Annotated in this window: 25 protein-coding genes; 11 read left to right on the top strand and 14 right to left on the bottom strand. The window is 71.0% G+C overall.

The genetic code is table 11. The annotated features are described in order from the left end of the window. Window positions 1-23: 23 nt before the first annotated feature. Window positions 24-308: a hypothetical protein gene (locus ACWH95_RS10900; protein WP_136033488.1), complete on the bottom strand. Its 285-nt coding sequence runs from the start codon at window positions 306-308 to the stop codon at window positions 24-26. Between the two features lie 194 nt (window positions 309-502). After that, the gene (gene glpX / locus ACWH95_RS10895) at window positions 503-1489 is read right to left on the bottom strand and encodes a class II fructose-bisphosphatase (RefSeq protein ID WP_136033486.1); all 987 of its coding nucleotides are present in this window, start codon (window positions 1487-1489) and stop codon (window positions 503-505) included. Window positions 1490-1674: 185 nt separating this feature from the next. Here glpX and fbaA point away from each other — a divergent pair, with 185 nt between their 5' ends. After that, the gene (gene fbaA, locus ACWH95_RS10890; protein WP_136033484.1) at window positions 1675-2703 is read left to right on the top strand and encodes a class II fructose-bisphosphate aldolase; all 1029 of its coding nucleotides are present in this window, start codon (window positions 1675-1677) and stop codon (window positions 2701-2703) included. A 61-nt stretch (window positions 2704-2764) separates the two neighbouring features. On the opposite strand, the gene ACWH95_RS10885 is transcribed toward fbaA, so the two are convergent. From ACWH95_RS10885 to ACWH95_RS10875, 3 genes are all read right to left on the bottom strand, one after another. Next, a complete protein-coding gene (locus tag ACWH95_RS10885; RefSeq protein WP_247981435.1) occupies window positions 2765-3304 on the bottom strand; it encodes a DUF6264 family protein in 540 nt (179 codons plus the stop codon). A 235-nt stretch (window positions 3305-3539) separates the two neighbouring features. Next, a complete protein-coding gene (locus ACWH95_RS10880; RefSeq protein ID WP_136033480.1) occupies window positions 3540-4328 on the bottom strand; it encodes an IclR family transcriptional regulator in 789 nt (262 codons plus the stop codon). A gap of 2 nt (window positions 4329-4330) precedes the next feature. Next, window positions 4331-5413, bottom strand: coding sequence for a 4-hydroxy-3-methylbut-2-enyl diphosphate reductase (locus ACWH95_RS10875; RefSeq protein WP_205812609.1), 1083 nt, complete (start codon window positions 5411-5413; stop codon window positions 4331-4333). 64 nt (window positions 5414-5477) lie between these two features. On the opposite strand from ACWH95_RS10875, the gene xseA reads away from it, so the two are divergent. Genes xseA through ACWH95_RS10850 form a run of 5 tightly spaced genes read left to right on the top strand, consistent with a single transcriptional unit; the run spans window position 5478 to window position 9761 of the window. After that, window positions 5478-6755, top strand: coding sequence for an exodeoxyribonuclease VII large subunit (xseA, locus tag ACWH95_RS10870; protein WP_136033476.1), 1278 nt, complete (start codon window positions 5478-5480; stop codon window positions 6753-6755). A 36-nt stretch (window positions 6756-6791) separates the two neighbouring features. Continuing rightward, a complete protein-coding gene (locus ACWH95_RS10865) occupies window positions 6792-7031 on the top strand; it encodes an exodeoxyribonuclease VII small subunit (RefSeq protein WP_454120641.1) in 240 nt (79 codons plus the stop codon). Continuing rightward, entirely contained in the window at window positions 7028-7672 is a 645-nt protein-coding gene (locus ACWH95_RS10860) for a DUF4245 family protein (protein WP_454120640.1), read from the top strand. Before ACWH95_RS10865 ends, ACWH95_RS10860 begins: the two co-directional genes overlap by 4 nt. After that, the gene (locus ACWH95_RS10855) at window positions 7669-8343 is read left to right on the top strand and encodes a carbonic anhydrase (protein WP_136033470.1); all 675 of its coding nucleotides are present in this window, start codon (window positions 7669-7671) and stop codon (window positions 8341-8343) included. Before ACWH95_RS10860 ends, ACWH95_RS10855 begins: the two co-directional genes overlap by 4 nt. After that, window positions 8340-9761 carry a class II fumarate hydratase gene (locus ACWH95_RS10850; RefSeq protein WP_136033468.1) on the top strand — a complete coding sequence of 474 codons (1422 nt, stop codon included), beginning with the start codon at window positions 8340-8342 and terminating at the stop codon, window positions 9759-9761. Before ACWH95_RS10855 ends, ACWH95_RS10850 begins: the two co-directional genes overlap by 4 nt. Window positions 9762-9831: 70 nt before the next feature. Here ACWH95_RS10850 and ACWH95_RS10845 read toward each other — a convergent pair whose 3' ends face one another. The 3 genes from ACWH95_RS10845 to ACWH95_RS10835 form a co-directional block, all read right to left on the bottom strand. Further along, window positions 9832-11214 carry a PhoH family protein gene (locus ACWH95_RS10845; protein WP_454120639.1) on the bottom strand — a complete coding sequence of 461 codons (1383 nt, stop codon included), beginning with the start codon at window positions 11212-11214 and terminating at the stop codon, window positions 9832-9834. 158 nt (window positions 11215-11372) lie between these two features. Continuing rightward, window positions 11373-12503: an aminotransferase class V-fold PLP-dependent enzyme gene (locus ACWH95_RS10840; protein ID WP_454120638.1), complete on the bottom strand. Its 1131-nt coding sequence runs from the start codon at window positions 12501-12503 to the stop codon at window positions 11373-11375. Window positions 12504-12536: 33 nt separating this feature from the next. Next, the gene (locus tag ACWH95_RS10835; RefSeq protein WP_136036906.1) at window positions 12537-13316 is read right to left on the bottom strand and encodes an isoprenyl transferase; all 780 of its coding nucleotides are present in this window, start codon (window positions 13314-13316) and stop codon (window positions 12537-12539) included. 97 nt (window positions 13317-13413) lie between these two features. On the opposite strand from ACWH95_RS10835, the gene trhA reads away from it, so the two are divergent. Beyond that, window positions 13414-14145, top strand: coding sequence for a PAQR family membrane homeostasis protein TrhA (trhA, locus tag ACWH95_RS10830; RefSeq protein WP_136033462.1), 732 nt, complete (start codon window positions 13414-13416; stop codon window positions 14143-14145). Window positions 14146-14160: 15 nt separating this feature from the next. Here trhA and ACWH95_RS10825 read toward each other — a convergent pair whose 3' ends face one another. Next, window positions 14161-14430, bottom strand: coding sequence for a hypothetical protein (locus ACWH95_RS10825; protein ID WP_308194352.1), 270 nt, complete (start codon window positions 14428-14430; stop codon window positions 14161-14163). Between the two features lie 92 nt (window positions 14431-14522). Here ACWH95_RS10825 and ACWH95_RS10820 point away from each other — a divergent pair, with 92 nt between their 5' ends. Together ACWH95_RS10820 and greA are read left to right on the top strand one after the other, a co-directional pair. Next, window positions 14523-14909 carry a DUF4307 domain-containing protein gene (locus tag ACWH95_RS10820; RefSeq protein ID WP_136033458.1) on the top strand — a complete coding sequence of 129 codons (387 nt, stop codon included), beginning with the start codon at window positions 14523-14525 and terminating at the stop codon, window positions 14907-14909. 96 nt (window positions 14910-15005) lie between these two features. After that, window positions 15006-15494 carry a transcription elongation factor GreA gene (gene greA / locus ACWH95_RS10815; protein ID WP_136033456.1) on the top strand — a complete coding sequence of 163 codons (489 nt, stop codon included), beginning with the start codon at window positions 15006-15008 and terminating at the stop codon, window positions 15492-15494. A gap of 68 nt (window positions 15495-15562) precedes the next feature. Here greA and ilvA read toward each other — a convergent pair whose 3' ends face one another. Beyond that, the gene (ilvA, locus tag ACWH95_RS10810) at window positions 15563-16792 is read right to left on the bottom strand and encodes a threonine ammonia-lyase (RefSeq protein WP_136036902.1); all 1230 of its coding nucleotides are present in this window, start codon (window positions 16790-16792) and stop codon (window positions 15563-15565) included. Then, on the bottom strand, window positions 16789-17985 hold the full coding sequence (locus ACWH95_RS10805; RefSeq protein ID WP_136033452.1) for an AI-2E family transporter: 1197 nt from the start codon (window positions 17983-17985) through the stop codon (window positions 16789-16791). Before ACWH95_RS10805 ends, ilvA begins: the two co-directional genes overlap by 4 nt. Before the next feature lie 85 nt (window positions 17986-18070). Here ACWH95_RS10805 and ACWH95_RS10800 point away from each other — a divergent pair, with 85 nt between their 5' ends. Continuing rightward, window positions 18071-19330 (top strand): winged helix-turn-helix domain-containing protein, encoded by a 1260-nt coding sequence (locus ACWH95_RS10800; protein ID WP_247638550.1) that lies wholly within the window; start codon window positions 18071-18073, stop codon window positions 19328-19330. Then, window positions 19327-20226 (top strand): hypothetical protein, encoded by a 900-nt coding sequence (locus ACWH95_RS10795; protein WP_247638549.1) that lies wholly within the window; start codon window positions 19327-19329, stop codon window positions 20224-20226. The genes ACWH95_RS10800 and ACWH95_RS10795 overlap by 4 nt, the downstream gene beginning before the upstream one ends. 9 nt (window positions 20227-20235) lie before the next feature. On the opposite strand, the gene ACWH95_RS10790 is transcribed toward ACWH95_RS10795, so the two are convergent. The 3 genes from ACWH95_RS10790 to ACWH95_RS10780 form a co-directional block, all read right to left on the bottom strand. Then, window positions 20236-20802: a LemA family protein gene (locus ACWH95_RS10790; protein ID WP_136033446.1), complete on the bottom strand. Its 567-nt coding sequence runs from the start codon at window positions 20800-20802 to the stop codon at window positions 20236-20238. An 82-nt stretch (window positions 20803-20884) separates the two neighbouring features. Continuing rightward, complete coding sequence (locus ACWH95_RS10785; protein WP_247638548.1) at window positions 20885-22198, bottom strand: D-arabinono-1,4-lactone oxidase; 1314 nt, start codon at window positions 22196-22198, stop codon at window positions 20885-20887. Beyond that, window positions 22195-23442 (bottom strand): alanine racemase, encoded by a 1248-nt coding sequence (locus ACWH95_RS10780; protein ID WP_378803549.1) that lies wholly within the window; start codon window positions 23440-23442, stop codon window positions 22195-22197. The genes ACWH95_RS10785 and ACWH95_RS10780 overlap by 4 nt, the downstream gene beginning before the upstream one ends. Window positions 23443-23517: the final 75 nt, after the last annotated feature.

Genomic DNA, 23517 nt, shown 5'->3' with positions numbered 1-23517 from the left:
GGAACGGCCAGGACGAGGACACGTCAGGCGACGCCGGGCACGCCGCTGAGCAGCAGGATGACGAGGCCGCTTGTGGCGAGGAAGGCGCCGATCATCCACCAGGCGCTGATCTCGTGGCCCTCGTCACGTCGAACGCGGAACAGCACGTCGGCCCGACGAGCCGGGTCGACCTGCGGTTTCGCGGGGGCGGCCGGTGTGGTCACGGCGGCCTCGGCATCGGCGCTCACCCGGAGGATGCGTCCCGTGTTGGTGGTGATGATCTTGGTCGGTGCGGCGCTGGTCGAGCCACTCGTGTGCTGCGTTGTCATGCGTTCGCCCTCCTGTGCCTGCGGTGCCTGGCGGCTCCGTCGACGGCGACAAACCCAGTGACAATTGTGACACGACGCCTCGCGCGACCGGTGCCACGGTTCGCGCGCGCCGGTACCGGCTCGATAACGATGGCGTCGCCCGAGACGGGCAGCCTTCGAGCTCGGAGCAGTCGATCAGCCGCGGAAGGAAGTGGTCACAGCCACTTCGACACGAGGTGCTCCGAGGCGATGCGGCGCAGTGTTCCCGAGGCCCCGCGCAGCACGACGCTCTCCGTGTAGACGTAACCGCGCTCCCGGCGCACCCCCGCCACGAGCTGTCCGTCGGTGACGCCCGTCGCCACGAAGATCGTGTTGTTGCCGCGCACGAGGTCGTCCGCCTCGTACACCCTGTCCATGTCGAGTCCCGCGTCGATCCCGCGCTGGCGCTCGTCGTCGTCCCGCGGCCACAGCCGCCCCTGGATGTGACCGCCGAGGGCCTTGATGGCGCACGCGGTGACGATGCCCTCGGGGCTCCCGCCCACGCCCACGCACATGTCGGTGCGCGCATCGTGGCGGGCCGCGTTGATCCCGCCGGCCACATCGCCGTCGCTCATCAGCCGGGTGCCGGCGCCCGCGTCGCGGATGTCCTGGATCAGCTGCTCGTGCCGTGGACGGTTCAGCACCGACACCACGATCTCGTCGACCGGCTTGTCGAGCGCGCCCGCGAGCCGGCGGATGTTCTCGCCGATCGGGAGCCGGATGTCGACCACGCCCACGCCCGCCGGTCCCGTCACGAGCTTGTCCATGTAGAAGACGCTGGACGCGTCGAGCATCGTGTCGCGGTCGGACACCGCGATCACGGAGAGGGCGTTCTGTCGTCCGGCGGCCGTGAGGGACGTGCCGTCGATGGGGTCGACCGCGATGTCGCACAGCGGGCCCTGCCCGGTACCGACGACCTCGCCGTTGAACAGCATCGGGGCGTTGTCCTTCTCCCCCTCGCCAATCACCACGCGGCCCTGGAAGTCGACCGTGCCGAGGAACGCGCGCATCGCGTCGACCGCGGCACCGTCGGCCGCCTCCTTCGCGCCGCGACCGATGAAGGGCACGGCGCGGATCGCTGCCGCCTCCGTCGCACGGACGAGCTCCATCGCCAGGTTGCGGTCGGGACGGAGCGGGCTCAGGTCGGCAGTCAGACTCACCATGCCGCCAGCCTAGCTACGTGGGCGCGCGAACAGCCCTCCTTTCCGCCGGTATCTCGCGAAGGAATCGCACTTCTTAACAGCACGGCAGATCGTGCGCCGCCGAACGCTCCGCTCGCCTGCACGAGCCGGACAGGCGCCCCGATAGAGTGGCACCTGTCCCGGCTTCACCTACCGCAGGAGTTCTCATGCCCGTCGCCACCCCGGATCAGTACGCCGAAATGCTCGACCGCGCGAAGGCCGGCGGCTTCGCATACCCCGCGTTCAACGTGTCCAGCTCGCAGACCATCAACGCCGTCCTGCAGGGACTCACCGAGGCCGGCTCCGACGGCATCATCCAGGTCACCACGGGCGGCGCCGACTACTTCGCCGGTCACACGGTGAAGGCCCGCGCGACCGGCGCCCTCGCCTTCGCGCGCTACGCCACCGAGGTCGCCAAGAACTACCCGGTCACCGTCGCGCTGCACACCGACCACTGCCCGAAGGACGCCCTCGCCGGCTTCGTCGAGCCGCTGATCGCCGCCTCCGAGGAAGAGGTCAAGGCCGGCCGCAACCCGATCTTCCAGTCGCACATGTGGGACGGCTCGGCCGTGCCGCTGGCGGAGAACATCGAGATCGCCAAGGAGCTCCTTCCCCGGATGAAGGCGATCAACGCGATCCTCGAGGTCGAGATCGGCGTCGTCGGCGGCGAGGAGGACGGCGTCGCGCACGAGGGCTCGAACGAGGCGCTCTACACGACGTTCGGCGATGTCGACCAGGCCGTGCAGGCGCTGGGCCTCGGCGAGCAGGGCCGCTACATCGCCGCGCTCACGTTCGGCAACGTGCACGGCGTGTACAAGCCCGGCGGCGTGAAGCTGCGCCCCGAGCTGCTGGGCGAGATCCAGGCCGAGGTCGCCGCGAAGTACAACACCGGACCCAAGCCGCTCGACCTCGTCTTCCACGGCGGATCCGGCTCGACCGACGAGGAGATCGCGCTCGCGGTCGCCAACGGCGTCGTCAAGATGAACATCGACACCGACACCCAGTACGCCTACACCCGCGCGATCGCGGACTACATGTTCAAGAACTACGACGGCGTGCTGAAGGTCGACGGCGAGGTCGGCAACAAGAAGCAGTACGACCCCCGCGCCTGGGGCAAGATCGCCGAGTCGGCGATGGCCGCTCGCGTGGTCGAGTCGACGCGTCAGCTCGGTTCGCACGGTCAGTCGAAGAGCTGATCGCAGGATCACGAACGAAGGGGCCCGGCACTGTGCCGGGCCCCTTCTCGTTCACGGGAGATCAGCGGACGGTGCCGGCCGTCTGCTCCAGGTAGGCGAGGAAGGCCGGGTCGTTCATCATCGGCACGGCGAGGCACAGCGACACCACGATCACCGTCACGATCGCGCCGACGACCGGCAGCCACCACGTCAGGCGACCACGGCGGAGGCGCCGGATCGACAGCGCCGCCGTGATGCACCAGCCCAGGACCAGCACGATCGCCGCGATCGTCCCCCAGGGACGACCCATGGCGTAGTTGGTGAACTCCCCCTCGATCCCGAGGATCGACATGGTCTCGTTCATGACGCGGCCGATATCGAGGTAGGACAGTCCGGTCACCACGACGTTCACGAGGCCGTAGGCGAGCAGCGCGATGGTCACGATCCGGTCGACGGGCCGGCGGCGCGGGGCGTCCACCGCCGGGGCCGGCGCGGGCGCCGGGGCGGGGAACGCCGGAGCCGTGGGCGCCGGCACGGCCTCGTCGATGAGCGGCAGACCGCGGGCCAGGCGCTGCTCCTCCGGCGTCGCGATCTCACCGTAGCGCGGGCGCTGATCTGTCATGCCGCCATGCTAACGCGCGTGTCTCCGACCGGCTCCCAGCCGAAGACCTCCGGAGACGGTGGCGGCCCCGGAGAAGTGGGGACTCCTCGGGGGCCGCGGGAGAGGAGCACTGGGGACGCTCCTCATCCAGGTCGGTCGCCGGCGCTGGGGACGCCTCTGGCGATCGGCAGCGCTCTGTATCGCGCTGCTCCTTCCATGGTAGGAACCCGCGGTCGGAAGAACTAGGGGTCGGAATTCAGATAGTGAACTCGTCGCCCTGCCCGCTGCCGAGCGCGTCGGCCCCCAGTTGCAGCGACAGGTTGCGGGCGGAGCGCTGCAGGCGGGAGACGAGCCGGCGATCCACCACCGCCTGGTCCGCCGGCAGCGAGATCGCGAGCGAGGCCGTCACCCCGGGGGCGATCACCGGCACCGCCACGCACGTCGCGCCGATCGCGTACTCCTCCTGGTCGACAGCCCAGCCCGGCGACTGCTCCAGCTGGGTGAGCAGCGTCCGCCGGTCGCTGATGGTCCGCGGGGTGAGCTCCTCCAGGCGGTGACGCGACAGGTAGTCGCGACGCTCCTCGTCGGGCAGCTCGGCCAGGATCTGCTTGCCGAGGGCCGTGGCATGCGCGCTGGAGTGCAGCCCGACCCACAGCTCGACCCGGGGGTTGCGTTCCGCGTCGACGATGTCCACGAGATGCAGCTCGCCGTCCGCGAAGCGCGAGAGATAGGCCGTCGCGCCGAGGTCCTCGGTGACCGCCCGGAGCGCTGCGCGCACACGGGCCAGGAACACGCCGCGCGAGTCGCCCTGCTGCTGGAACGCCGGAAACCGGGTGCCGAGCACGAGGCCGTCGGGCTCCGCGCTCAGGTAGCCCTCGTGCACGAGCGTACGCACCAGGTTGTACGTGGTGCCGGGGGTGAGACCCGTGATCGCGGCGAGCATCTTGGGCGGCAGCGGTCGCGGGGAGTTCGCGACGATGTCGACGAGGCGGAGCGCGCGCTGCACCGACCCGATGAGGGTCGGCTCCGCCTCCGCCGCGCTCAACGCTACGCGCCTCCTCCGGCGGAGGCACGGCCTCCGAGGGCGCGGGCGTCGCGCTGGCCGGACGGGTCCTGACGCAGCTCCTTCGGCAGGGAGAACATGAGGTCCTCCTCCGCGGTGCGCACCTCCTCGACGTCGCGGTACCCCGCGTCGCCGATCGCGTCGAGCACCTCGCGCACCAGCACCTCCGGCACCGAGGCGCCGCTGGTGACGCCGACGGTCTCGACACCGTCGAGCCACTCCTGCTGGATCTCCTCGGCGTAGTCGACCCGGTACGCCGCCTTCGCCCCGTACTCGAGCGCGACCTCGACCAGGCGCACGCTGTTGGAGGAGTTGGCCGATCCGACCACGATCACCAGATCCGCGCCCGCCGCGACCTTCTTGATCGCGACCTGGCGGTTCTGGGTGGCGTAGCAGATGTCATCGGACGGCGGGTTGTGCAGCTCGGGGAAGCGGGTGCGCAGACGATTGACGGTCTCCATCGTCTCGTCGACCGAGAGTGTCGTCTGCGACAGCCACACCACCTTCGACGGGTCCTTCACCTGGACGGTGTCGGCCTCCTCGGGAGAGTTGACGACCGTGACGTGGTCGGGGGCCTCACCCGCGGTGCCCTCCACCTCCTCGTGCCCGTCGTGCCCGATCAGGAGGATCTCGAAGTCGTCGCGCGCGAACCGTACCGCCTCGCGGTGCACCTTCGTCACGAGCGGACAGGTCGCGTCGATCGCGTGCAGTCCCCGGTCGGACGCGGCATTCACCACGGCGGGAGAGACCCCGTGCGCGCTGAAGACGACGTGGGCTCCCTCGGGCACCTCGTCGACCTCCTCGACGAAGATCGCCCCCTTCGCCTCGAGCTCGGTGACGACGTGGATGTTGTGCACGATCTGCTTGCGCACATAAACCGGGGCGCCGTAGCGCTCGAGGGCCTTCTCCACCGCCACCACAGCGCGATCCACGCCGGCACAGTATCCGCGCGGCGCGGCGAGCAGCACGCGCTTGCGTCCTGGCACCGGGTTATCCTGAAGCCGCCCTGCCGCCGCACGCACGCGAGGAAGGCGGGGGACGGGAAGATGCACGGCTGTCGAGGTCACACCGGAATTCTATCGCCGTACAGCTGTGCGAGGCCGGGGAGAGCCCGGGCGGGAACGGGAGCAGATGACAGTCTTCGAAGCGACGACCGGACCGGGTGAGACCCCGCCCGCCGACGCCGTCGCCCCGCGTGACTCCACCGCACAGGCGCCCACCTCCGTCGCCCGGCTCAACGCCACCATCCGCGACTTCGTCGCCCGCTGGAACACGGTGTGGGTCGAGGGCGAAATCACGTCGTGGAACGTGCGCGCCGGGAACGTGTTCGCCCGGCTGAAGGACACGCGCTCCGACGCGCAGATCTCGATCCGGATCTGGTCGAGCGTGCGCGGGCGCATCCCTGCCGATCTCGGCGTCGGCGACCACGTGGTCGCGGCGGTCAAGGCGGACTACTTCGTGAAGTCGGGCGACTTCAGCTTCGCGGTCTCGGCCATGAAGCACGTCGGCCTCGGCGATCAGCTCGAGCGCCTGGAGAAGCTGCGCGTGCAGCTGCGGCAGGAGGGGCTCTTCGACGCCGGCCGAAAGCTGCGCCTCCCCTTCCTCCCGCACGTGATCGGACTCATCACGGGCGAGCGCTCCGACGCCGAGAAGGACGTGCACCGCAACGCCGAGCTGCGGTGGCCGCAGGTGCGCTTCCGCACCGAGTACGCGGCCGTCCAGGGCGACCGCTGCGTGCCCGACACCCTGGCCGCACTCGCCCGGCTCGACGCCGACCCCGACGTGGACGTGATCATCATCGCCCGCGGCGGCGGCGACCCCCAGACGCTCCTGGGCTTCAGCGACGAGCGGCTGGTGCGCGCGGTCGCGGCCGCGCGCACCCCGGTCGTCAGCGCCATCGGGCACGAGAACGACCATCCGCTCCTCGACGACGTTGCCGACCTCCGTGCCTCCACCCCGACGGACGCCGCCAAGCGCGTGGTGCCCGACGTGGGCGAGCAGCGCGCGCTGATCGCCCAGCTCCGGTCGCGCGCGACCACGCGGGTCACGCAGCGCCTCACCCACGACATCGCTCAGCTCGAGCAGCTGCGGTCGCGACCGGTCCTGCGCTCGCCCGATCCGATCATCGACACCCGCGCGCAGGAGTCCTGGCTGCTGGTGTCGCGCGGACGCGATGCCGTGCAGCGTCAGCTCGACGACGCCGGCCGTCGCACCAGCGAGCTGCGGGCGTCGCTGCGTGCCCTCTCCCCCGCCGCGACCCTCGCCCGCGGCTATGCGATCGCGCACCTCGACGGGGGCGTGATCCTGCGGGATGCAGCGGACGCCCCGGCCGGTAGCGCCCTGACGATCACGGTCGACCGCGGGTCGGTCGCCGCGCGCTCGGAGGGCGAGATCGCGGAAGGCGCCTGAACCGGGCGCGTCCGTGCCACGACGTAGGATGGAGGAGTGAGCGCGCTGAACGACACCCCTGTGGACACGCTGTCGTTCGAGGCCGCCCGGGACGAGCTCGTCCGCGTGGTCGCCGAGCTGGAGCAGGGCGCTCCGACCCTCGAGCAGTCGCTGGCGCTGTGGGAACGTGGAGAAGCGCTCGCCGCCCGCTGCGAGGAATGGCTGCTGGGCGCCAAGCGCCGCCTGGACGCCGCACGCGCCGCCGCTGGTGACGCCGAGACGGACGGGGCGTCATGAGCAAGGGCCCCGCCATCAACGCCGACCTCGGCCGTCCGGAGACGGCGGAGGAGACCGCGGCCCGCAAGGCCGCATCCAGCAAGGCGTATCGATCCAGCCAGACGGTGCGCAACCTGGTCGCCGCGCTCCTGGTGACCCTCGCGGTCGTGCTCGTCATCGTGCTCGTGGTCCCGCGCGGCGAGCCGGTGGCGCAGAAGCCCATCGACGTCGCGGGCATCGCCGCCGATGTCGAGTCGTCCATGGGCGGGCCCGTGATCGTGCCGGAGACCGGGAAGTTCTGGCGCGTCAACGCCGCGGAGCTGCAGAGCGGAGCCACGGTCGTCTGGGAGGTCACGCTCGCCCCCGCGGCCCAGGACGAGCGCGGGTTCATCAAGCTCGCGCAGGCCTTCGACGCCGATGCCTCCTGGGCCCCGCAGCGCCTGAACGGCATCGCCCCCACCGACACGATCCGCATCGGCGGGCTGGAGTGGGACGTGTACAAGCCAGGAAACGCCGGCGCCGACGCCAACATCTCGTACGCCATCGGCACGCAGGCCGGCGACGACTACGTGCTCCTCTACGGCTCCCGCTCGCCGGACTCGACCGCCGAGCTCGCCGAGTCGCTCGTCCCTCAGATCCGCACCGTCACGGAGGCCCGATGACCCACCCGCTCACTCCTTCCGCCGCCTGGACGCAGATGCAGGAAGGCAACCGCCGCTTCGTCCGCGACGAGCCGCAGCACCCGAACCAGAACGTCGCCCGCCGCAAAGACCTGACCGCCGCCCAGCACCCGGTCGCCACGCTCTTCGGATGCGCCGACTCCCGCCTCGCGGCGGAGATCATCTTCGACCTGGGCCTCGGCGACCTGTTCGTGGTGCGCAACGCCGGTCAGGTGATGGGCGAGTCGATCGTCGCGAGCCTGGAGTACGCGGTCGCGGTGCTGGAGGTGCCGCTCATCGTGGTGCTCGCGCACGACTCGTGCGGCGCGGTGCGAGCCGCGATCGACGGCACCGCGATCGACGCGGCACCGCTCCCCCCGCACATCTGGAAGCTGATCGCGCCGATCGTGCCCGCCGCCCGCAAGGTGCTGGCGGAGAGCGGGGGTGCCACGGTCGCCGACATCGACGCCGAGCTGGTCGGCCGCGAGCACCTGCGCAACACGGTGCACGACCTGCTGCAGTCGTCGGAGATCATCAGCAACGCCGTCGCCGAGGGCCGCCTCGGGATCGTCGGCGCCAACTACCGTCTGGCCGAGGGCGAGGCTGTGCCCGTCATCACGGTCGGGATCGACACCGAGGGGACCGTCCCCGCAACCAAGGAGGGTTCGGAATGACCGACGCCAACCAGCTCAGCGGCGCGAACGAGCAGGGCTACCGCATCGAACACGACACGATGGGTGAGGTGCGTGTGCCCGTGAACGCGCTCTACGGTGCGCAGACGCAGCGCGCCGTGGAGAACTTCCCGATCTCCGGCAAGGGCCTGGAGTCGGCGCAGATCGCCGCGCTCGCGCGCATCAAGAAGGCGGCGGCGCTGGCGAACAAGGAACTCGGCACGCTCGACGGTGCCATCGCCGACGCGATCGCCCAGGCCGCCGACCAGGTGGCGTCCGGCGCCCACGACGGCGAGTTCCCGGTCGACACGTACCAGACCGGCTCCGGCACGTCCTCGAACATGAACATGAACGAGGTGCTGGCCACTCTCGCCACGCGCATCCTCGGCGCGACGGTGCACCCGAACGACCACGTCAACGCCTCGCAGTCGTCGAACGACGTGTTCCCCACCTCCGTGCACATCGCGGTCACGCAGGCCCTGATCGACACGCTGATCCCCGCGCTCGACCACCTCGCCGTCGCGCTGGAGGCCAAGGCCGAGCTGTGGAAGGACGCGGTCAAGTCCGGCCGCACGCACCTCATGGATGCGACGCCGGTCACCCTCGGACAGGAGTTCGGCGGCTACGCCCGTCAGATCCGCCTGGGCATCGAGCGCGTGCAGTCCGCCCTCCCCCGCGTGGCCGAGGTCCCGCTGGGCGGCACGGCGGTCGGCACCGGCATCAACACGCCGCTCGGGTTCCCGCAGAAGGTCATCGAGCTGCTCGCCGCCGAGACCGAGCTGCCCATCACCGAGGCCAAGGACCACTTCGAGGCGCAGGCCAACCGCGACGGCCTGGTCGAAGCCTCCGGCGCGCTCCGCACGATCGCGGTGTCGCTCACCAAGATCAACAACGACCTCCGGTGGATGGGCTCCGGCCCCAACACGGGTCTGGGCGAGCTGCACATCCCCGATCTGCAGCCGGGCTCCTCGATCATGCCGGGCAAGGTCAACCCGGTCGTTCCCGAGGCCGTGCTGATGGTGTGCGCCCGTGTCATCGGCAACGACGCGACCGTGGCGTGGGCCGGTGCGTCCGGCGCGTTCGAGCTGAACGTGGCGATCCCGGTCATGGGCACCGCCCTGCTCGAGTCGATCCGCCTCCTTGCGAACGCCTCGCGCGTGCTGGCCGACAAGACGATCGACGGCCTGCAGGCGAACCTCGACCGCGCCGCCGCGTTCGCGGGCATGAGCCCGTCGATCGTGACGCCGCTGAACAAGCTGATCGGCTACGAGGCCGCCGCGAAGATCGCGAAGCACTCTGTCGCGAAGGGCATCACGGTGCGCGACGCGGTGATCGACCTGGGCTACGTCGAGCGCGGCGACCTGACGCTGGAGCAGCTGGACGAGAAGCTCGACCTGCTGTCGATGACGCATCCCGGATGATCACCGGTCGCTGAGACGACGGATGCCGCGAGGACCTGGTCCCCGCGGCATCCGCTTTTTCCCGGCCTCGTCAGCTGAGCTCTCCGCCCTCCAGGAGTTCGGTGACGAGGGCCGCGATCGCGGAACGCTCCGAGCGGGTGAGGGTCACATGGCCGAAGAGGTCGTGTCCCTTGAGCGTCTCGATCACGCTGGCGATGCCGTCGTGACGTCCGACGCGCAGGTTGTCGCGCTGACCGACGTCGTGCGTGAGGATGACGCGGGAGTTCTGACCCATGCGGCTGAGCACCGTGAGCAGCACGTTGCGCTCGAGGGACTGCGCCTCGTCGACGATCACGAACGCGTCGTGCAGCGAGCGTCCGCGGATGTGGGTGAGCGGCAGCACCTCGAGCATCCCCCGCTCGACGACCTCGTCGATCACGTTGCCCGAGACGACCGATCCGAGGGTGTCGTACACCGCCTGACCCCAGGGGTTCATCTTCTCGCCCTGATCGCCGGGGAGGTACCCGAGCTCCTGGCCGCCCACGGCGAACAGCGGCCGGAAGACGATGATCTTCTTCTGCTGCTGCCGCTCCAGCACCGCTTCCAGTCCGGCGCACAGGGCGAGGGCCGACTTGCCCGTTCCGGCACGCCCGCCGAGCGACACGATGCCCACCTCGGGGTCGAGCAGCAGGTCGATGGCGATGCGCTGTTCGGCCGAGCGGCCGTGCATCCCGAAGATGTCGCGGTCGCCGCGCACCAGCCGGAACTCGCCGTCGCCGGTGACGCGTCCGAGCGCCGATCCGCGCTCCGAGTGGATGATGAGACCCGTGTTGACGGGGAGCCCGTTGACGTCTTCGCTGATCCCGACCTCGCTCTCATAGAGGTCGCTGATGTCGTCGCCGGACAGGTCGAGGCTCGCGATGCCGGTCCACCCGGAGTCCACGGCCTGCTCGGCGAGGTACTCCTCGGCGCGCAGGCCGAGCGACGCGGCCTTGACCCGCATCGGGAGGTCCTTCGAGACGATCGTGACGTCCTGTCCGTCCTGTGCGAGCTGCATGGCGACGGAGAGGATGCGGCTGTCGTTGTCGCTCAGGCGGATGCCGACGGGCAGCACGGAGAGGTCGGTGTTGCCGAGGTCGACGCGGAGCGTGCCGCCCTCGCCGACCTCGACCGGGAAGTCCAGACGCCCGTGCTCGACCCGGAGGTCGTCCAGGTGACGGAGCGCCTGGCGGGCGAAGTAGCCGATCTCGGGGTCGTGCCGCTTGCCCTCGAGCTCGCTGATGACCACGACGGGCAGCACGATCGAGTGCTCCGCGAATCGGAAGAATGCCTGCGGATCGCTCAGCAGCACCGACGTGTCGAGCACGTAGGTGCGCAGGTCCTGATCGGGCTGCGCGGCCGAGGTGCTTCTCGAGGACTGACGGGTGGACTGCTGCGCGGTGCTGGCGGTGTGCTGCGCTGAACGTGTGGTCACGACCCACTCCCGACCCGGGGATTCCCGGCTATGCGAACGAGTCGACCAGGGGGTCACGAGTCGCGAACCTGGAGGCCGACCCGACCGGGCGCCTTGCCCGATGCCTTGACCGTACGACCGCTCCCCGGATTAACACGGGCTCGACACGCCAGCGAATATTAAGAGCTGATGAACGTCGTCTGGCCGAACGCCTGCAGGGTCTCGTCCAGCAGGCGGAGCGTCTCGGCGTCGGTCCCGGCGTGGGGCGCGATCCGGATCGACGATCCGCGGGCGGTCACGACGATGCCGGCGTTCGCGAGGGCGGCGGCGAGTCGCGCGGGCTCCTCGGGCGCGAGGGCCACGATGCCGGCGCGGTGCTCGCGTTCGCGCGGCGACACGACCTCGATGCCGTGTCGGTCCGCGATCTCGATCACGGTGTCGACGTGCTCCGCGAGCCGCGACTCGATCGCCGCGACCCCGGCGTCGCGCACGTCGCGTGCTCCGATCGCGAGGCGCCCTGCAGCCAGGGTGTCGGGCACGCTGACGGTGTAGGCGCGCGCGGACTCGGCGGGACCGGGGAGCGCGTCGACCACCAGCCCGGTCGCCGTCGTGCCGGTGATGCCGGAGAGGACCGGGGTGATGCGCTCTCTGGCGCGCGGAGAGAACCAGGCGAAGCCGCTCCCCCTGGCCGCTCTGAGCCACTTGTAGCCGTGGCCGATCACCACGTCGGCTGCGGTGTAGTCCACGTCGACGACGCCGAACGACTGGACCGCATCCACGATCAGCAGCCGGTCGGGCCCGAGCACGTCGCGCAGCGCCGCGAGGTCGACGCGGTACCCCGTCCGGAAGTCGACGTGGCTGACGGCCAGCGCGGTGACCTCGTCGTCCAGCGCCGCGGCCACGGCCTCCGGTGAGACCCGGCCGTCGGCGGGTGTGATCCACCGCGGCGTCAGGGCCCGGTCCGACGCGGCCGATGCGCGCTCCAGCGTGAGGCTGACGCTCGGGAACTCCGCGGTGGACGCGACGACGGTGCCGGTGAGGCCGTACAGCGCGTGCTGAAGCCCGTGCGTGGAGGACGGCTGCAGGGTGACGTCCGCGGCGTCCGCTCCCAGCAGCTCCGCGACCGTCTCCTGCGCCTGGCCGATGCGCTCCGCGACGAGCGCGAGGGACGACGGTCGCCCGCTCGCGAGGAGATCCGCATCCGCGAACACCTCCTCGCGCACCGAGGGCGAGAGGGGTCCGAAGGCCGCCCAGTTCAGATAGCCGGGTTCGGTGTCGAACGTGCCGACGTAGTCCTCGAGTGCGCTCACGTCGTCATTGTGGCACGGTGCGGTGCCACGGCCTCAGCGACCGAAGCGGCGGTCGCGGTCGGCATAGTCGCGGATCGCGCGGAGGAAGTCGACCTGGCGCAGATCGGGGCCGAGCGCCTCCACGAAGTAGAACTCGCTGTGCGCGCTCTGCCACAGCAGGAAGTCGCTCAGACGCTGCTCTCCGCTGGTGCGGATCACGAGATCGGGATCGGGCTGCCCGCCCGTGTAGAGGTGCTCGCCGATCATCTCGGGCGTGAGGTGTGCGGCGAGGTCTTCCATCGTGCCGCCGGAGGCCTCGTGCTTCGTGATGATGCTGCGCACCGCGTCGACGATCTCGTTACGACCGCCGTATCCGACCGCGAGGTTCACATGGAGCCCGGTGTGGTCCTTCGTACGCTCTTCCGCAGCGGCGAGGACGGCCGCGAGCTCCGCGGGAAGGATGTCGGAGCGGCCCACGTGCTGCACCCGCCAGTTGCCCTCCTGCGACAGCGCCTCCGCGAGCTCGGCGATGATCTCGATGAGATCCGCGAGCTCCGCCGAGTCGCGCTTGCGCAGGTTGTCGCTGGAGAGCAGGTAGAGGGAGACGACCCGCACGCCGAGCTCGTCGCACCAGCCGAGGAACTCGTGCATCTTGGCGGCACCGGCGCGGTGTCCCTCCGCCGGGGTGGCGAAGCCGAGCTGGCGCGCCCAACGACGGTTGCCGTCGATCATCATGGCCACGTGGTGCGGAACGGAGGCCGGATCGAGGTGACGACGCAGCCGGCTGGTGTACAGCCGGTACAGCGGCCCGCGGCCCGGGCTCTCGCGTGACATCACCCACCTACGCTACCCTGCCGTGCGCCGGCGCGCGGCGTGCGGATCCCGCGGGCATGTGCCGTCGACGGCATGCGACGCGGCTTAGAGTGAGGGCGTGAGCACTTCCGACGAGCCCGGCACCGATGTCCCCAAACTGCCGCTCCTCGAGGCGGCTGCCGCCGATGCGGCGACCGAGATCAAGCCCACCTGGCGCGGGTGGATCCATGCGGGCACGTTCCCCGTGGCGATCGCGGCCGGCGTGGTGCTGATCGTCCTGTCGCACGGCGCGCCGGCCAAGTGGGCCGCGGCAGTCTTCATGGCCACGTCGCTGCTGCTGTTCGGCAACTCGGCGATGTACCACCGCTTCAACTGGCGGCCGCGGGTCAAGGTGATCCTCAAGCGCATCGATCACGCGAACATCCTGCTGCTCATCGCCGGCACGTACACGCCGATCGCGACGCTCGCCCTTCCCCCGGACAAGGGCGCGCTCCTGCTGATCCTCGTGTGGAGCGGGGCCCTCCTCGGGATCCTGTTCCGCGTCTTCTGGATCAACGCGCCCCGGTGGCTGTATGTCGCGCTCTACCTGCTGCTGGGGTGGGCGGCGGTGATGTACATCGTCGACCTGCTCAACGCGAACGTGGCGATGATGGTGCTGGTGATCGTCGGCGGCCTGCTCTACACGGGCGGGGCGATCGTCTACGCGCTGAAGAAGCCCAATCCGTGGCCCGGCCATTTCGGCTTCCACGAGATCTTCCACGTGTGCACGGTGCTGGCGTTCCTGTGCCACTGGACCGCGTGCCTGCTCATCGCGCTGGAGCCGCTCTCCCCCTCGCTCGGCGCCCCGTGACGCCGCAGTGAGGCGTCAGCGGCCGTCCGGTCGCCCGTCGTCACTCGCGTCCTCCGGCGCCGCGGTCGACGCGTCGTCCGCGTCGGGTCCGGCCTGCGCCGCCTGCGCGGCCTGCTCGGCATCCAGTTCCTCGCGCACCTCTTCGCGATACCGCACGCGGCGGATGCGGCGGTTCATGTCCCAGATGAGCAGGATGACCGCGAGGACCACCACGACGATCGCGGCGAAGCCGACGAACCCCGGGGTCACGGCCTCCGGCGCCACGGTCATGGAGGGCGTGGGCATCGGAGTCTCGGACAGAGCACGCATGAATCGGCCTTTCGTACGCAGGTCGCATAACCTGGTATCACCAGCCTAACGACCGGAAGACCCTCCCTGTGACGACCGCCACCGAGCTCGACGAACGCTACGGCCGCACCCGACGCCGCCGGCTCCCCTGGATCATCGCCGGAGCGATCGCCCTGGTCGTCGTCGGCGCCTTCGCCTGGATGACGGTCGCGCAGTCGATGAGCTCCGTCGACGCCGACGACCTGGGCTTCGAGCTCGTCGACGAGCACGCGGTCGACGTGCGCTTCCAGGTGACCGGCGTGCAGGGCAAGGACGTCGTCTGCGTGCTCGAGGCGCTCGACGAGGAGTTCGGGGTGGTCGGCTGGAAGGTCGTCGAACTCCCCGCCACGGATCGTCACTCGCAGACCCGTTCGGAGCGCATCCCCACGGTCGCGGAGGCCACGACAGGTTTGGTGAACACCTGCTGGGTCGCCTAGACTGGGGGCAGACAGACGACGCCCCGGCCCGTGCCGGGGCGTCTTGGCATATCCCCCGCGGTTGCTCGGCGGGATCCCGATAGAAGGAGCTTCGTCATGTCCACGGACGCTCAGGTTCCGTTCCTCACGCAGGAAGCGTACGACCGGCTCGTCGCCGAGCTGGAGCACCTCTCCACCGTCGGCCGCGACGAGATCGCCAAGCGCATCGAGGCCGCGCGCGAGGAGGGCGACCTCAAGGAGAACGGCGGCTACCATGCCGCGAAGGACGAGCAGGGCAAGCAGGAGGCGCGCATCCGCACCCTGGAGAGCCTGCTGAAGACCGCGAAGGTCGGCGAGGCGCCCGCCAGCCGCGGCATCGTCGAGCCCGGTACGGTCGTCACCGCGGTCGTGGCCGGCGGCGAAGAGGTCTTCCTGCTGGGCAGCCGCGAGATCGCGGCGGGCAGCGACCTCGACGTCTACAGCGAGGCGAGCCCGCTCGGACAGGCCATCCTGGGCCTCAAGGTCGGCGAGAAGTCGTCGTACGAGGCGCCGAACGGTCGCGCCATCAGCGTCGAGATCGTCAACGTCGAGACCTACACGGGCTGAGCCCCCCGCGAACGACACAGCGCCCCTCGTCCACACGGACGAGGGGCGCTGTCGTGTGCGCGGGTGGCTCAGTCGAGCACGACGAGGGGGGCGAAGCCCGCGCGCCGCAGCGTGTCGAGCGTGTGCTCGGAGTGCTCCGGTCCGCGCGTCTCCACGCTCAGCTCGAGGATGACGTCGCTGATCTGGAGACCGTGGCCGTGCCGGGTGTGCATGGCCTCGATGACGTTCGCTCCCGCCTCGGCGATCAGCTCCGACACGCGGGCGAGCTGGCCCGGCCGGTCCGGCAGAGGGATCCGGATCGTGAGGTAGCGCCCCGAGGCGGCGAGGCCGTGGGCCACGACGCGCTGCAGCAGGAGCGGGTCGATGTTGCCGCCGGACAGGACGGCCATGGTCGTGCCGTTCGGCGACACCTTGCCCGCGAGGATCGCCGCGACCCCCGCGGCCCCCGCCGGCTCCACGACCACCTTCGCCTGCTCCAGCAGCAGGACGATCGCGCGCGCCAGGTCGTCGTCGGACACCGTCACGACCTCGTCCACGAGATCGCGGATGATCCCGAAGGGCACGTCGCCCGGACGCGCGACCAGGATCCCGTCGGCGATGGTCGGCCGCGTGACGATGTCGACCGGCTCCCCCGCCTCCAGCGACGGCGGCACGGCAGCGGCGTTCTCGGCCTGCACCCCGATCACCCGGACGGTGCGGCCGAGCTCCGCCGCGCGCGCCTTGACCGCCGCCGCGACGCCCGCGATGAGGCCGCCGCCGCCGATGCCGAGCACGACCGTGTCGACCTCGGGCGCGTCGGCGAGCAGTTCGAGGCCGAGCGTGCCCTGACCGATCACGACGTCGCGGTGGTCGAACGGGTGGATGAGCACGGCCCCGGTGCGCTCGGAGAACTCCGCGGCCAGGCGCAGCGAGGTCGCCACCGTCTCGCCCTCCAGCACGACCTCGGCACCGTAGCCGCGCGTGGCGAGGAGCTTGGGCACCGGCACGCCCAGCGGCATGAAGATCGTGGCGGGGATGCCGAGCGCCTGGGCGGCCAGCGCGACCCCCTGCGCGTGGTTGCCCGCCGATGCCGCGACGACGCCGCGCGAGCGCTCCTCCGCGCTGAGCCGGGAGAGCCGGTACGCCGCACCGCGGATCTTGAACGACCCGGTGCGCTGCAGGTTCTCCATCTTCAGCAGCACGGGAGCGCCGAGGGCGTCGGAGAGGGCCCGGGAGGGCAGGGTCGGCGTGTGCGAAATCACCTCAGCCAGACTCTGAGCGGCGTGCTCGAACTCGGTCAGGCTGGGGACTTGGCTCATCGATTCCTCCGTGTCCGCTGTCGCGGGACTGTGCTCCAGATCAGGTCTCCGCTCGGACCGACGCCGGTGCGCCACGAGCCCGAGCTGATGGTGACCGCGGCGACGTTCACGAACGCCGCCAGCGGTACGGCGAACAGGGCGCCGGGGATACCCGCGATCATCGCTCCACCCGCGACCACGAGCACGACGGCGAGCGGGTGCACCTTGACGGCCGAGCCCATCATGATCGGCTGCAGGATGTGTCCCTCGATCTGCTGCACCGCCAGGACGACCACCAGCATCCACAGCGCGATCCACGGGCCGTTGTAGACGAGCGCGAGGAACACCGCGACGGCGCCGGTGACGACCGCACCCACGATCGGGATGAACGAGCCGAGGAAGACGAGCACGGCGACCGGAAGCGCGAGCGGCACCTGGAGCAGGAACGCGCCGAGTCCGATGCCGATCGCGTCGATCGTCGCCACGAACAGCTGCGTGCGGGCGTAGTTGACGATGGTCGCCCAGCCGTTGCGCGCGGCCCCGTCGACCGCGGGACGAGCGCGACGCGGGAAGACCTTGAGCGTCCAGCGCCAGATGCCGGCGCCATCCGCGAGCAGGCAGATGAGGATGAACAGCGCCAGCAACGCGCCCGTGGCCACGTGACCGACGGTCGTGCCGATCGCGAGGGCGCCGGTCCACAGCAGTTGCGCCTGTTCGGAGATGAGGTCGAGACCCTGCTGGAGATAGTCGGCGATCTGGGTGTCGGAGAGGTTCAGCGGCCCGTCGTGCAGCCAGACCTGGAACTGATCGAACGCCTCGGTGGTGCGCTGCTGGACGTCGGGCAGCTGCTCCCTGACCTGCCACACCACGAGCCACATGAGACCCGTGACGATCGCGACCGTGCCGATCAGCGAGATCGCGATCGCGAGCCAGCGCGGCACGCCGCGCCGCAGCATCCACGAGAAGGCCGGCCACAGCAGCGCCGTGATGAGGATCGCGACCATGAGCGGGATGACGAGGAGCTTCAGCAGCATCACGAGCCAGATGAAGACGCCGATGGCTGCCGCGATCAGCAACAGGCGCCAGGCGTAGCTCGCGGTGATGCGCAGCGGCAGAGGCACGGCCTCGTCGGCCTCGGTGGTCACGGTCCGGTCGGTGGACACGGGGCGCGGACGGAACAGATCGCGCAGCCGGGGTCGCTGGTCCTCGCTCATCGCCTCAGTCTACGGTCATGCGGTATGCCGCTCGGCGCATCTACCCCGCGAGAGAGATGTCCGACACCGGCGTTACGCTGGCGGCGTGACCGACTCCCTCAGCTCCGCGCAGGCACGCCGCATGGCACTCGCCGCGCAGGGGTTCACACGCGCGCGACCCGCTGCCGTCTCCAACCGCCACCTGCACCGCGTGATGGAGCGGCTCGGAGTGCTGCAGATCGACTCGGTCAACGTGTTCGCCCGGTCGCACTACCTGCCGCTGTTCTCCCGGCTCGGCGCGTACGATCCGGCCCTGCTCGACCGGCTCTTCCTGTCGCGCACCACGCACTACGTCGAGTACCTCGCTCACGAGGCCACGTTCATCCCGGTCGAGGACTGGCCGCTCTGGCGGTTCCGCATGGACGCGTTCCGCCATCGCTGGGCCGGCGAGGACTCGTGGCTCAGCACCAACGCCCGCACGGTCGCGTGGGTGCAGGCGGAACTGCGCGACCGTGGCCCGCTCCGCCCCGCCGACCTGCGCGCCGACGCTCCCCGCGAGCGCGGCACATGGTGGGACTGGGACGAGGTCAAGCTCGCCCTCGAGCACCTGTGGCGCACGGGAGACGTGGCCGTCAGCGGGCGGCGCGGCTTCGAGCGCACGTACGCCCTGGCGGAGCACGTCATCCCGGAGCACATCCGCGCGCGCGACGTCTCCCGCGACGACGCGATCCGCGAGCTCATCCGCCGCGCGGCCCGCTCGAGCGGCGTGGCGACCACGTCCGACCTCGCGGACTACTACCGCATCCGAGACCGCGCCACCATCGGCAGGGCGATCGCCGAGCTGGAGGACACGGGCGAGCTGCTGCCGGTGCGCGTGCGGGGATGGGAACGCGCCGGTCGCCCGCTCCCCGCGTGGCGCCACCGCGATGCCGTTCTCCCCCGCCGCGTCGAGGCGGCCGCGATCCTCACGCCGTTCGACCCCGTGGTGTGGTTCCGCGAGCGCGCGCTCCGCGCCTTCGAGCTCGACTACCGCATCGAGATCTACGTGCCGGCGGCCAAGCGCCGTTACGGCTACTACTCCCTCCCGGTCCTGGTGGGCGACCGCATCGTGGCGCGGGTCGACCTCAAGGCCGAGCGCGCCGGCTCCACGCTGCAGGTGCAGTCGGCGTGGTGGGAGCCGCAGGCACGGCCCGACGACGCGGAGGCGATCGCGCGGGAACTGCGGCTCGCCGCCGCGTGGCAGGGGCTCGAGCACGTGTCGGTGTCGGGCTGGGGAGATGCCACCTCCGCGCTGCACGACGCCCTGGCGACGAGCGACGGGGCACCGGTGCGGCGGCACGTGCACGAGCGGGAGGGCGCGGCGTGAGCAGGCGCCTCCGGTGGGCGGCGGCGATCGCCGCGGCGGTCGTGGTGGCCGCCGTCGGAGGCTGGATCGTGTTCGCGTCGCTGCGGTCGCCGTCACCGGATGAGGCGGCCCTCGCCTACCTGCACGCGGTGGAGTCGGGCGACCCGAAGGCGGTCGAGGCGACGGGCGCGGAGGTCAGCGCGACGGCGCTCGCGGCGCTCGATGGGGCGACCGAACGCATCGCCCGGCCCGCCGTGACCGGGACCCACGGGACCGGCGAGAACCGGCGCGTCGAGGTGTCCTTCCGACTCGGCGGTGAGGAGCACGACGCGACCCTGTCGATGAGCGCGGTGAACGGTCGCTGGGTCGTGGACGGCTCGTGGCTCGGTGCGGTCACACCGAGCACGACGGCCGGCACCGCGGTCGCGATCGGCGCAGCGACGCTCCCCGCCGGCGACGAGACCGTCCTGCTGCCGGGCACCTACGCGGTCGCGGCGGCCCCGGCCGCTCTGCTCGAGGGGACCAGCGAGGTCACGGTGCTTCCCGGCGAGACGACCGCGGTCGAGGTGGACGCCTCCCTTCGACCCGAGGCCACGGAGGCCGCGCAACAGCACCTCGACGACCACCTGACGGCGTGCACGACTCCGGCGCCCTCTCCGCCCCCGGGCTGCGGCATCCGGCTCCCGTGGGGGCTCGAGTTCCGCGACGTGAGCGAGGTCCGGTATCGGATCGAGCAGCAGCCCACCGTCACGCTCATGACGGACGGCTTCACCGCGGCAGGCGGCGTGCTCGTCGCCACCGTGACCGGGACGGGACAGGACGGAGCGCCCCGCACCACCACCTACCGCACCGACGACTGGAGTCTGCGGGGCGACGTCGATTTCACCGCGGAGGGGCTGCGGCTGACGGTGTGGTGAGCGCGTGCGTCAGAACTGCACGCGCGGGGGCTCGGAGATCGCGCCGCTGTCGGCGACCTCGAAGAACTCGCGCTCGGTGAAACCCAGGCCCTTCGCGAAGAGATTGTTGGGGAAGACCTTGATCTTGGTGTTCAGCTCGCGCACGCCGCCGTTGTAGAAGCGTCGAGCCGCCTGGATCTTGTCTTCCGTGTCGACCAGCGACTGCTGCAGCTGGAGGTAGTTCTGGCTCGCCTGCAACTGCGGATAGGCCTCCGCCACGGCGAACAGGCTGCGCAGCGCCTGCTGGAGGTGTCCCTCGGCGATGCCGGCCTCACCGGGGCCGCTCGCGGTGAGGGTCTCGGCACGCGCCCGCGTGACGTTCTCGAACACGGCCTTCTCGTGCGAGGCGTAGCCCTTGACGGTCTCGATCAGGTTGGGGATGAGGTCCGCTCGGCGCTTGAGCTGAACCGTGATGCCGCTCCACGCCTCGTCCACGCGCACGTTGAGCTGCACGAGCGAGTTGTATGTGGCCCAGAGATAGATGCCGACGAGCAGGATCACCCCGACGACGATCAGTACCGGCACGAGCCATTCCATCAGAGCCCCACCCTTCCTCGTGTTTCTCTCATCCTAGACGCGCAGGCTGCGCGTGGACTGGGCGCGTCAGCCGCCGGCCGCATCACGCGCCGAGCACCCGGTCCAGGTAGCGGTTGGTGAAGCGCCGTTCGGGGTCGAGCCGGTCCCGCAGCCCCACGAAGTCGTCGAACCGCGGGTACACCGCGCGCAGCGACTCCGCGTCCTGCGTGTGCAGCTTCCCCCAGTGCGGCCGGCCACCGTGCTCCCTCATGATCCGCTCCACGGCCTCGAAGTACGCCGTGGGATCGGCGCGCCAATAGCGATGCACGGCGATGTAGGCGCTGGCGCGCCCGTGTGCCGTGGAGAGCCAGCGGTCGTCCGCGGCGGCGAAACGCACCTCGATCGGGAACTCGATCCGCCAGCCGCGGTCCGCGATCAGCTGCTGCACCGCGCGGAAGGCGGGGACGACCGCGTCCGCGGGGATCGCGTACTCCATCTCGCGGAACCGCACCGTGCGGCTCTGGGTGAGCACCCGGTGCGACAGATCGGTGTACTCGCGATCGCCCGTGAGCCGGACGGCCAGGCGGCTGAACGGCGGCGTGACCGCCGGCACCAGCTGACCGGCCGCACACACCACGCGGTACACGCCGTTGGAGAGCAGACTCTCGTCCACCCACCGGCCCACGACGGGCAGCGGCTTGCGGACCGTCGACTCCGGAAGCCGCGTCTGCCGCTTGGTGAGGGCGACGTCGGTGTGCGGGAACCAGTAGAACTCGAAGTGGTCGGACGCGGCGACACGCTCGTGCACGGACGACAGCACGTCGTCGAGCGGCACGGGCTCGTCGATCGCGTGCAGGACGAACGACGGGACGCACTGCAGCGTCACTTCGACGATGATGCCCAGAGCCCCGAGACCCACGGCCACCGCGGGCAGAAGTTCGGGCTGGTGCTGCTCGTCGATCCGGAGGAACTCGCCCGCGGCCGTGATCAGCGTGACGCCGACGACCTGGGTCGCGAGCCCGCCGAACGTCGCACCGGTTCCGTGCGTGCCGGTCGAGATGGCCCCGGAGATCGACTGCCGGTCGATGTCGCCGAGGTTCTGCATCGCCAGGCCGTACGGCGCGAGCAGCCCGGGGATCCGGTGCAGGCGGGTACCGGCGAGGAGGCTCACACGTCCGGATGCGGCGTCTGCGGACACGAGCCCCTGCAGGTCGTCCAGTTCGAGCAGCACGCCGGGGGCGACGGCGATCCCGGTGAAGCTGTGGCCGGCGCCGACCGCCTTGATCGTCAGGCCCTGCTTCGCGGCGGCCCGCACGGCGCGCTGCACGCCCTCGGGGCTGCGCGGGCGCTCGACGCGGACGGGACGCACCGACGCCGAGCGGCCCCAGTTCTGCCAGGTGCCGCCGATGCGCGTCACAGGAACGCCTTCCCCTCGCCGCGGTACGTCGGCAGCTCGTCGATGACCTCGTCGCCCGACACCAGGTGATAGCGGTCGATCCGCTCGGCCGGCTCGCCGCTCTTCGCGTGGCGGAACCAGACCCGATCGCCCACGCCGAGCGTCGCGGCGTTCGGCCCGCGGAGGGGGGTCTGCACCTCGCCCGCGGCCTCCCGAGGCAGCGTGCGGAGATCCGCCGGCCACACCGGGAGCGGCTGCCGCGAGGCCACCGCGGGCCCGGAGGCGATCCAGCCACCGCCGAGCACGGTCGCGATGTCGGCCGCCGGGCGCCGCACGACGTCGAACGCGAACGCGGCGGCCGGCGCGGGCCGGAACGAGCGGTAGCCATCGAACAGATGCCCGCCGAGCAGCCCGCTTCCCGCGCTCGCCTCGGTCAGCGACTCGTCGCTGCCCGTGAACTCGAGCGACCCGGTGCCGCCCCCGTTGAGGAATTCCAGGGGTGCGACGGCGCTGACCGCCGCGGCGATCGCCGCCCGGCGCTCGCGCAGCTCCTCCCGCGAGCGCGACTGCACGAGACGGATGAGCGGGGCGTCCGGACCCGCGTCGTCCCCCTGACCGGCGATCTGCGCGTCGTACATCTGCAGGCCGACGAGCCGGAACCCCGGACGGGCCGCGACCTTCCTCGCGAACGCGGCCACCTCACCCGCGGAGAACAGGGCCGAACGCCGCACGCCGATGTGCCCCAGCAGCGGCGAGCGCCACGAGGCATCGACGTCGATCGCGACACGCAGCTCGGGACGAGAGCCCGGCCCGGCGATACTGTCGATGAGGTCGAGGTGCACCAGATCGTCCACCATGAGGGTGATCCGTCGGGCCGCGGCCTCATCGGCGACGAGCCGCTCCAGGGCGGCGCGGTCGACCGTCGGGTAGCCGAGGACGATGTCGTCGTGCGTCTCGGCGAGCCACAGCGCCTCCTCCAGCGTGAACGCGAGGATGCCCCGGAAGCCCGGCAGCCGCAGTACGGCATCCAGCACCTCCCGCACCCGCACCGACTTGGAGGCGACGCGGATGGGCAGACCGCCCGACCGCACGAGGAGATCCATCGCGTTGTAGCGGAGGGCCTCCCGGTCGATCACCGCGACCGGGGCGGGCAGATGGCCCGTGGCGGCCGAGAGTCGGGGCCAGTATCGGCCGGGATCCTCCCACTCGGGGGCGACCGCGGCGGTGCCCTGGACGGGGCTCAGTTCATCGGTGAGGTCGAGCACTCCCCCACCCTACGGCCTGAGCGCACTCGGGTTCACCCCTCCTGACACCGCGTCGCAGAGGGTGCGGGGGCCGCC

It is taken from the genome of Microbacterium sp. NPDC055502, assembly GCF_053643635.1.
This window is presented reverse-complemented; position numbering and strand designations above follow the sequence as displayed.

Excerpts from the sequence above, each read along its gene's own strand:
- ACWH95_RS10825 (WP_308194352.1), bottom strand. The coding sequence starts at position 14,430 with ATGCCCACGCCCTCCATGACCGTGGCGCCGGAGGCCGTGACCCCGGGG.
- ACWH95_RS10805 (WP_136033452.1), bottom strand. The coding sequence starts at position 17,985 with ATGAGCGAGGACCAGCGACCCCGGCTGCGCGATCTGTTCCGTCCGCGC.
- greA (WP_136033456.1), top strand. The coding sequence starts at position 15,006 with ATGTCCACGGACGCTCAGGTTCCGTTCCTCACGCAGGAAGCGTACGAC.
- ACWH95_RS10900 (WP_136033488.1), bottom strand. The coding sequence starts at position 308 with ATGACAACGCAGCACACGAGTGGCTCGACCAGCGCCGCACCGACCAAG.
- xseA (WP_136033476.1), top strand. The coding sequence starts at position 5,478 with ATGACAGTCTTCGAAGCGACGACCGGACCGGGTGAGACCCCGCCCGCC.
- glpX (WP_136033486.1), bottom strand. The coding sequence starts at position 1,489 with ATGGTGAGTCTGACTGCCGACCTGAGCCCGCTCCGTCCCGACCGCAAC.
- ACWH95_RS10860 (WP_454120640.1), top strand. The coding sequence starts at position 7,028 with ATGAGCAAGGGCCCCGCCATCAACGCCGACCTCGGCCGTCCGGAGACG.
- fbaA (WP_136033484.1), top strand. The coding sequence starts at position 1,675 with ATGCCCGTCGCCACCCCGGATCAGTACGCCGAAATGCTCGACCGCGCG.
- ACWH95_RS10850 (WP_136033468.1), top strand. The coding sequence starts at position 8,340 with ATGACCGACGCCAACCAGCTCAGCGGCGCGAACGAGCAGGGCTACCGC.
- ACWH95_RS10855 (WP_136033470.1), top strand. The coding sequence starts at position 7,669 with ATGACCCACCCGCTCACTCCTTCCGCCGCCTGGACGCAGATGCAGGAA.
- ACWH95_RS10790 (WP_136033446.1), bottom strand. The coding sequence starts at position 20,802 with ATGGAATGGCTCGTGCCGGTACTGATCGTCGTCGGGGTGATCCTGCTC.
- ACWH95_RS10835 (WP_136036906.1), bottom strand. The coding sequence starts at position 13,316 with ATGTCACGCGAGAGCCCGGGCCGCGGGCCGCTGTACCGGCTGTACACC.
- ilvA (WP_136036902.1), bottom strand. The coding sequence starts at position 16,792 with ATGAGCCAAGTCCCCAGCCTGACCGAGTTCGAGCACGCCGCTCAGAGT.
- ACWH95_RS10885 (WP_247981435.1), bottom strand. The coding sequence starts at position 3,304 with ATGACAGATCAGCGCCCGCGCTACGGTGAGATCGCGACGCCGGAGGAG.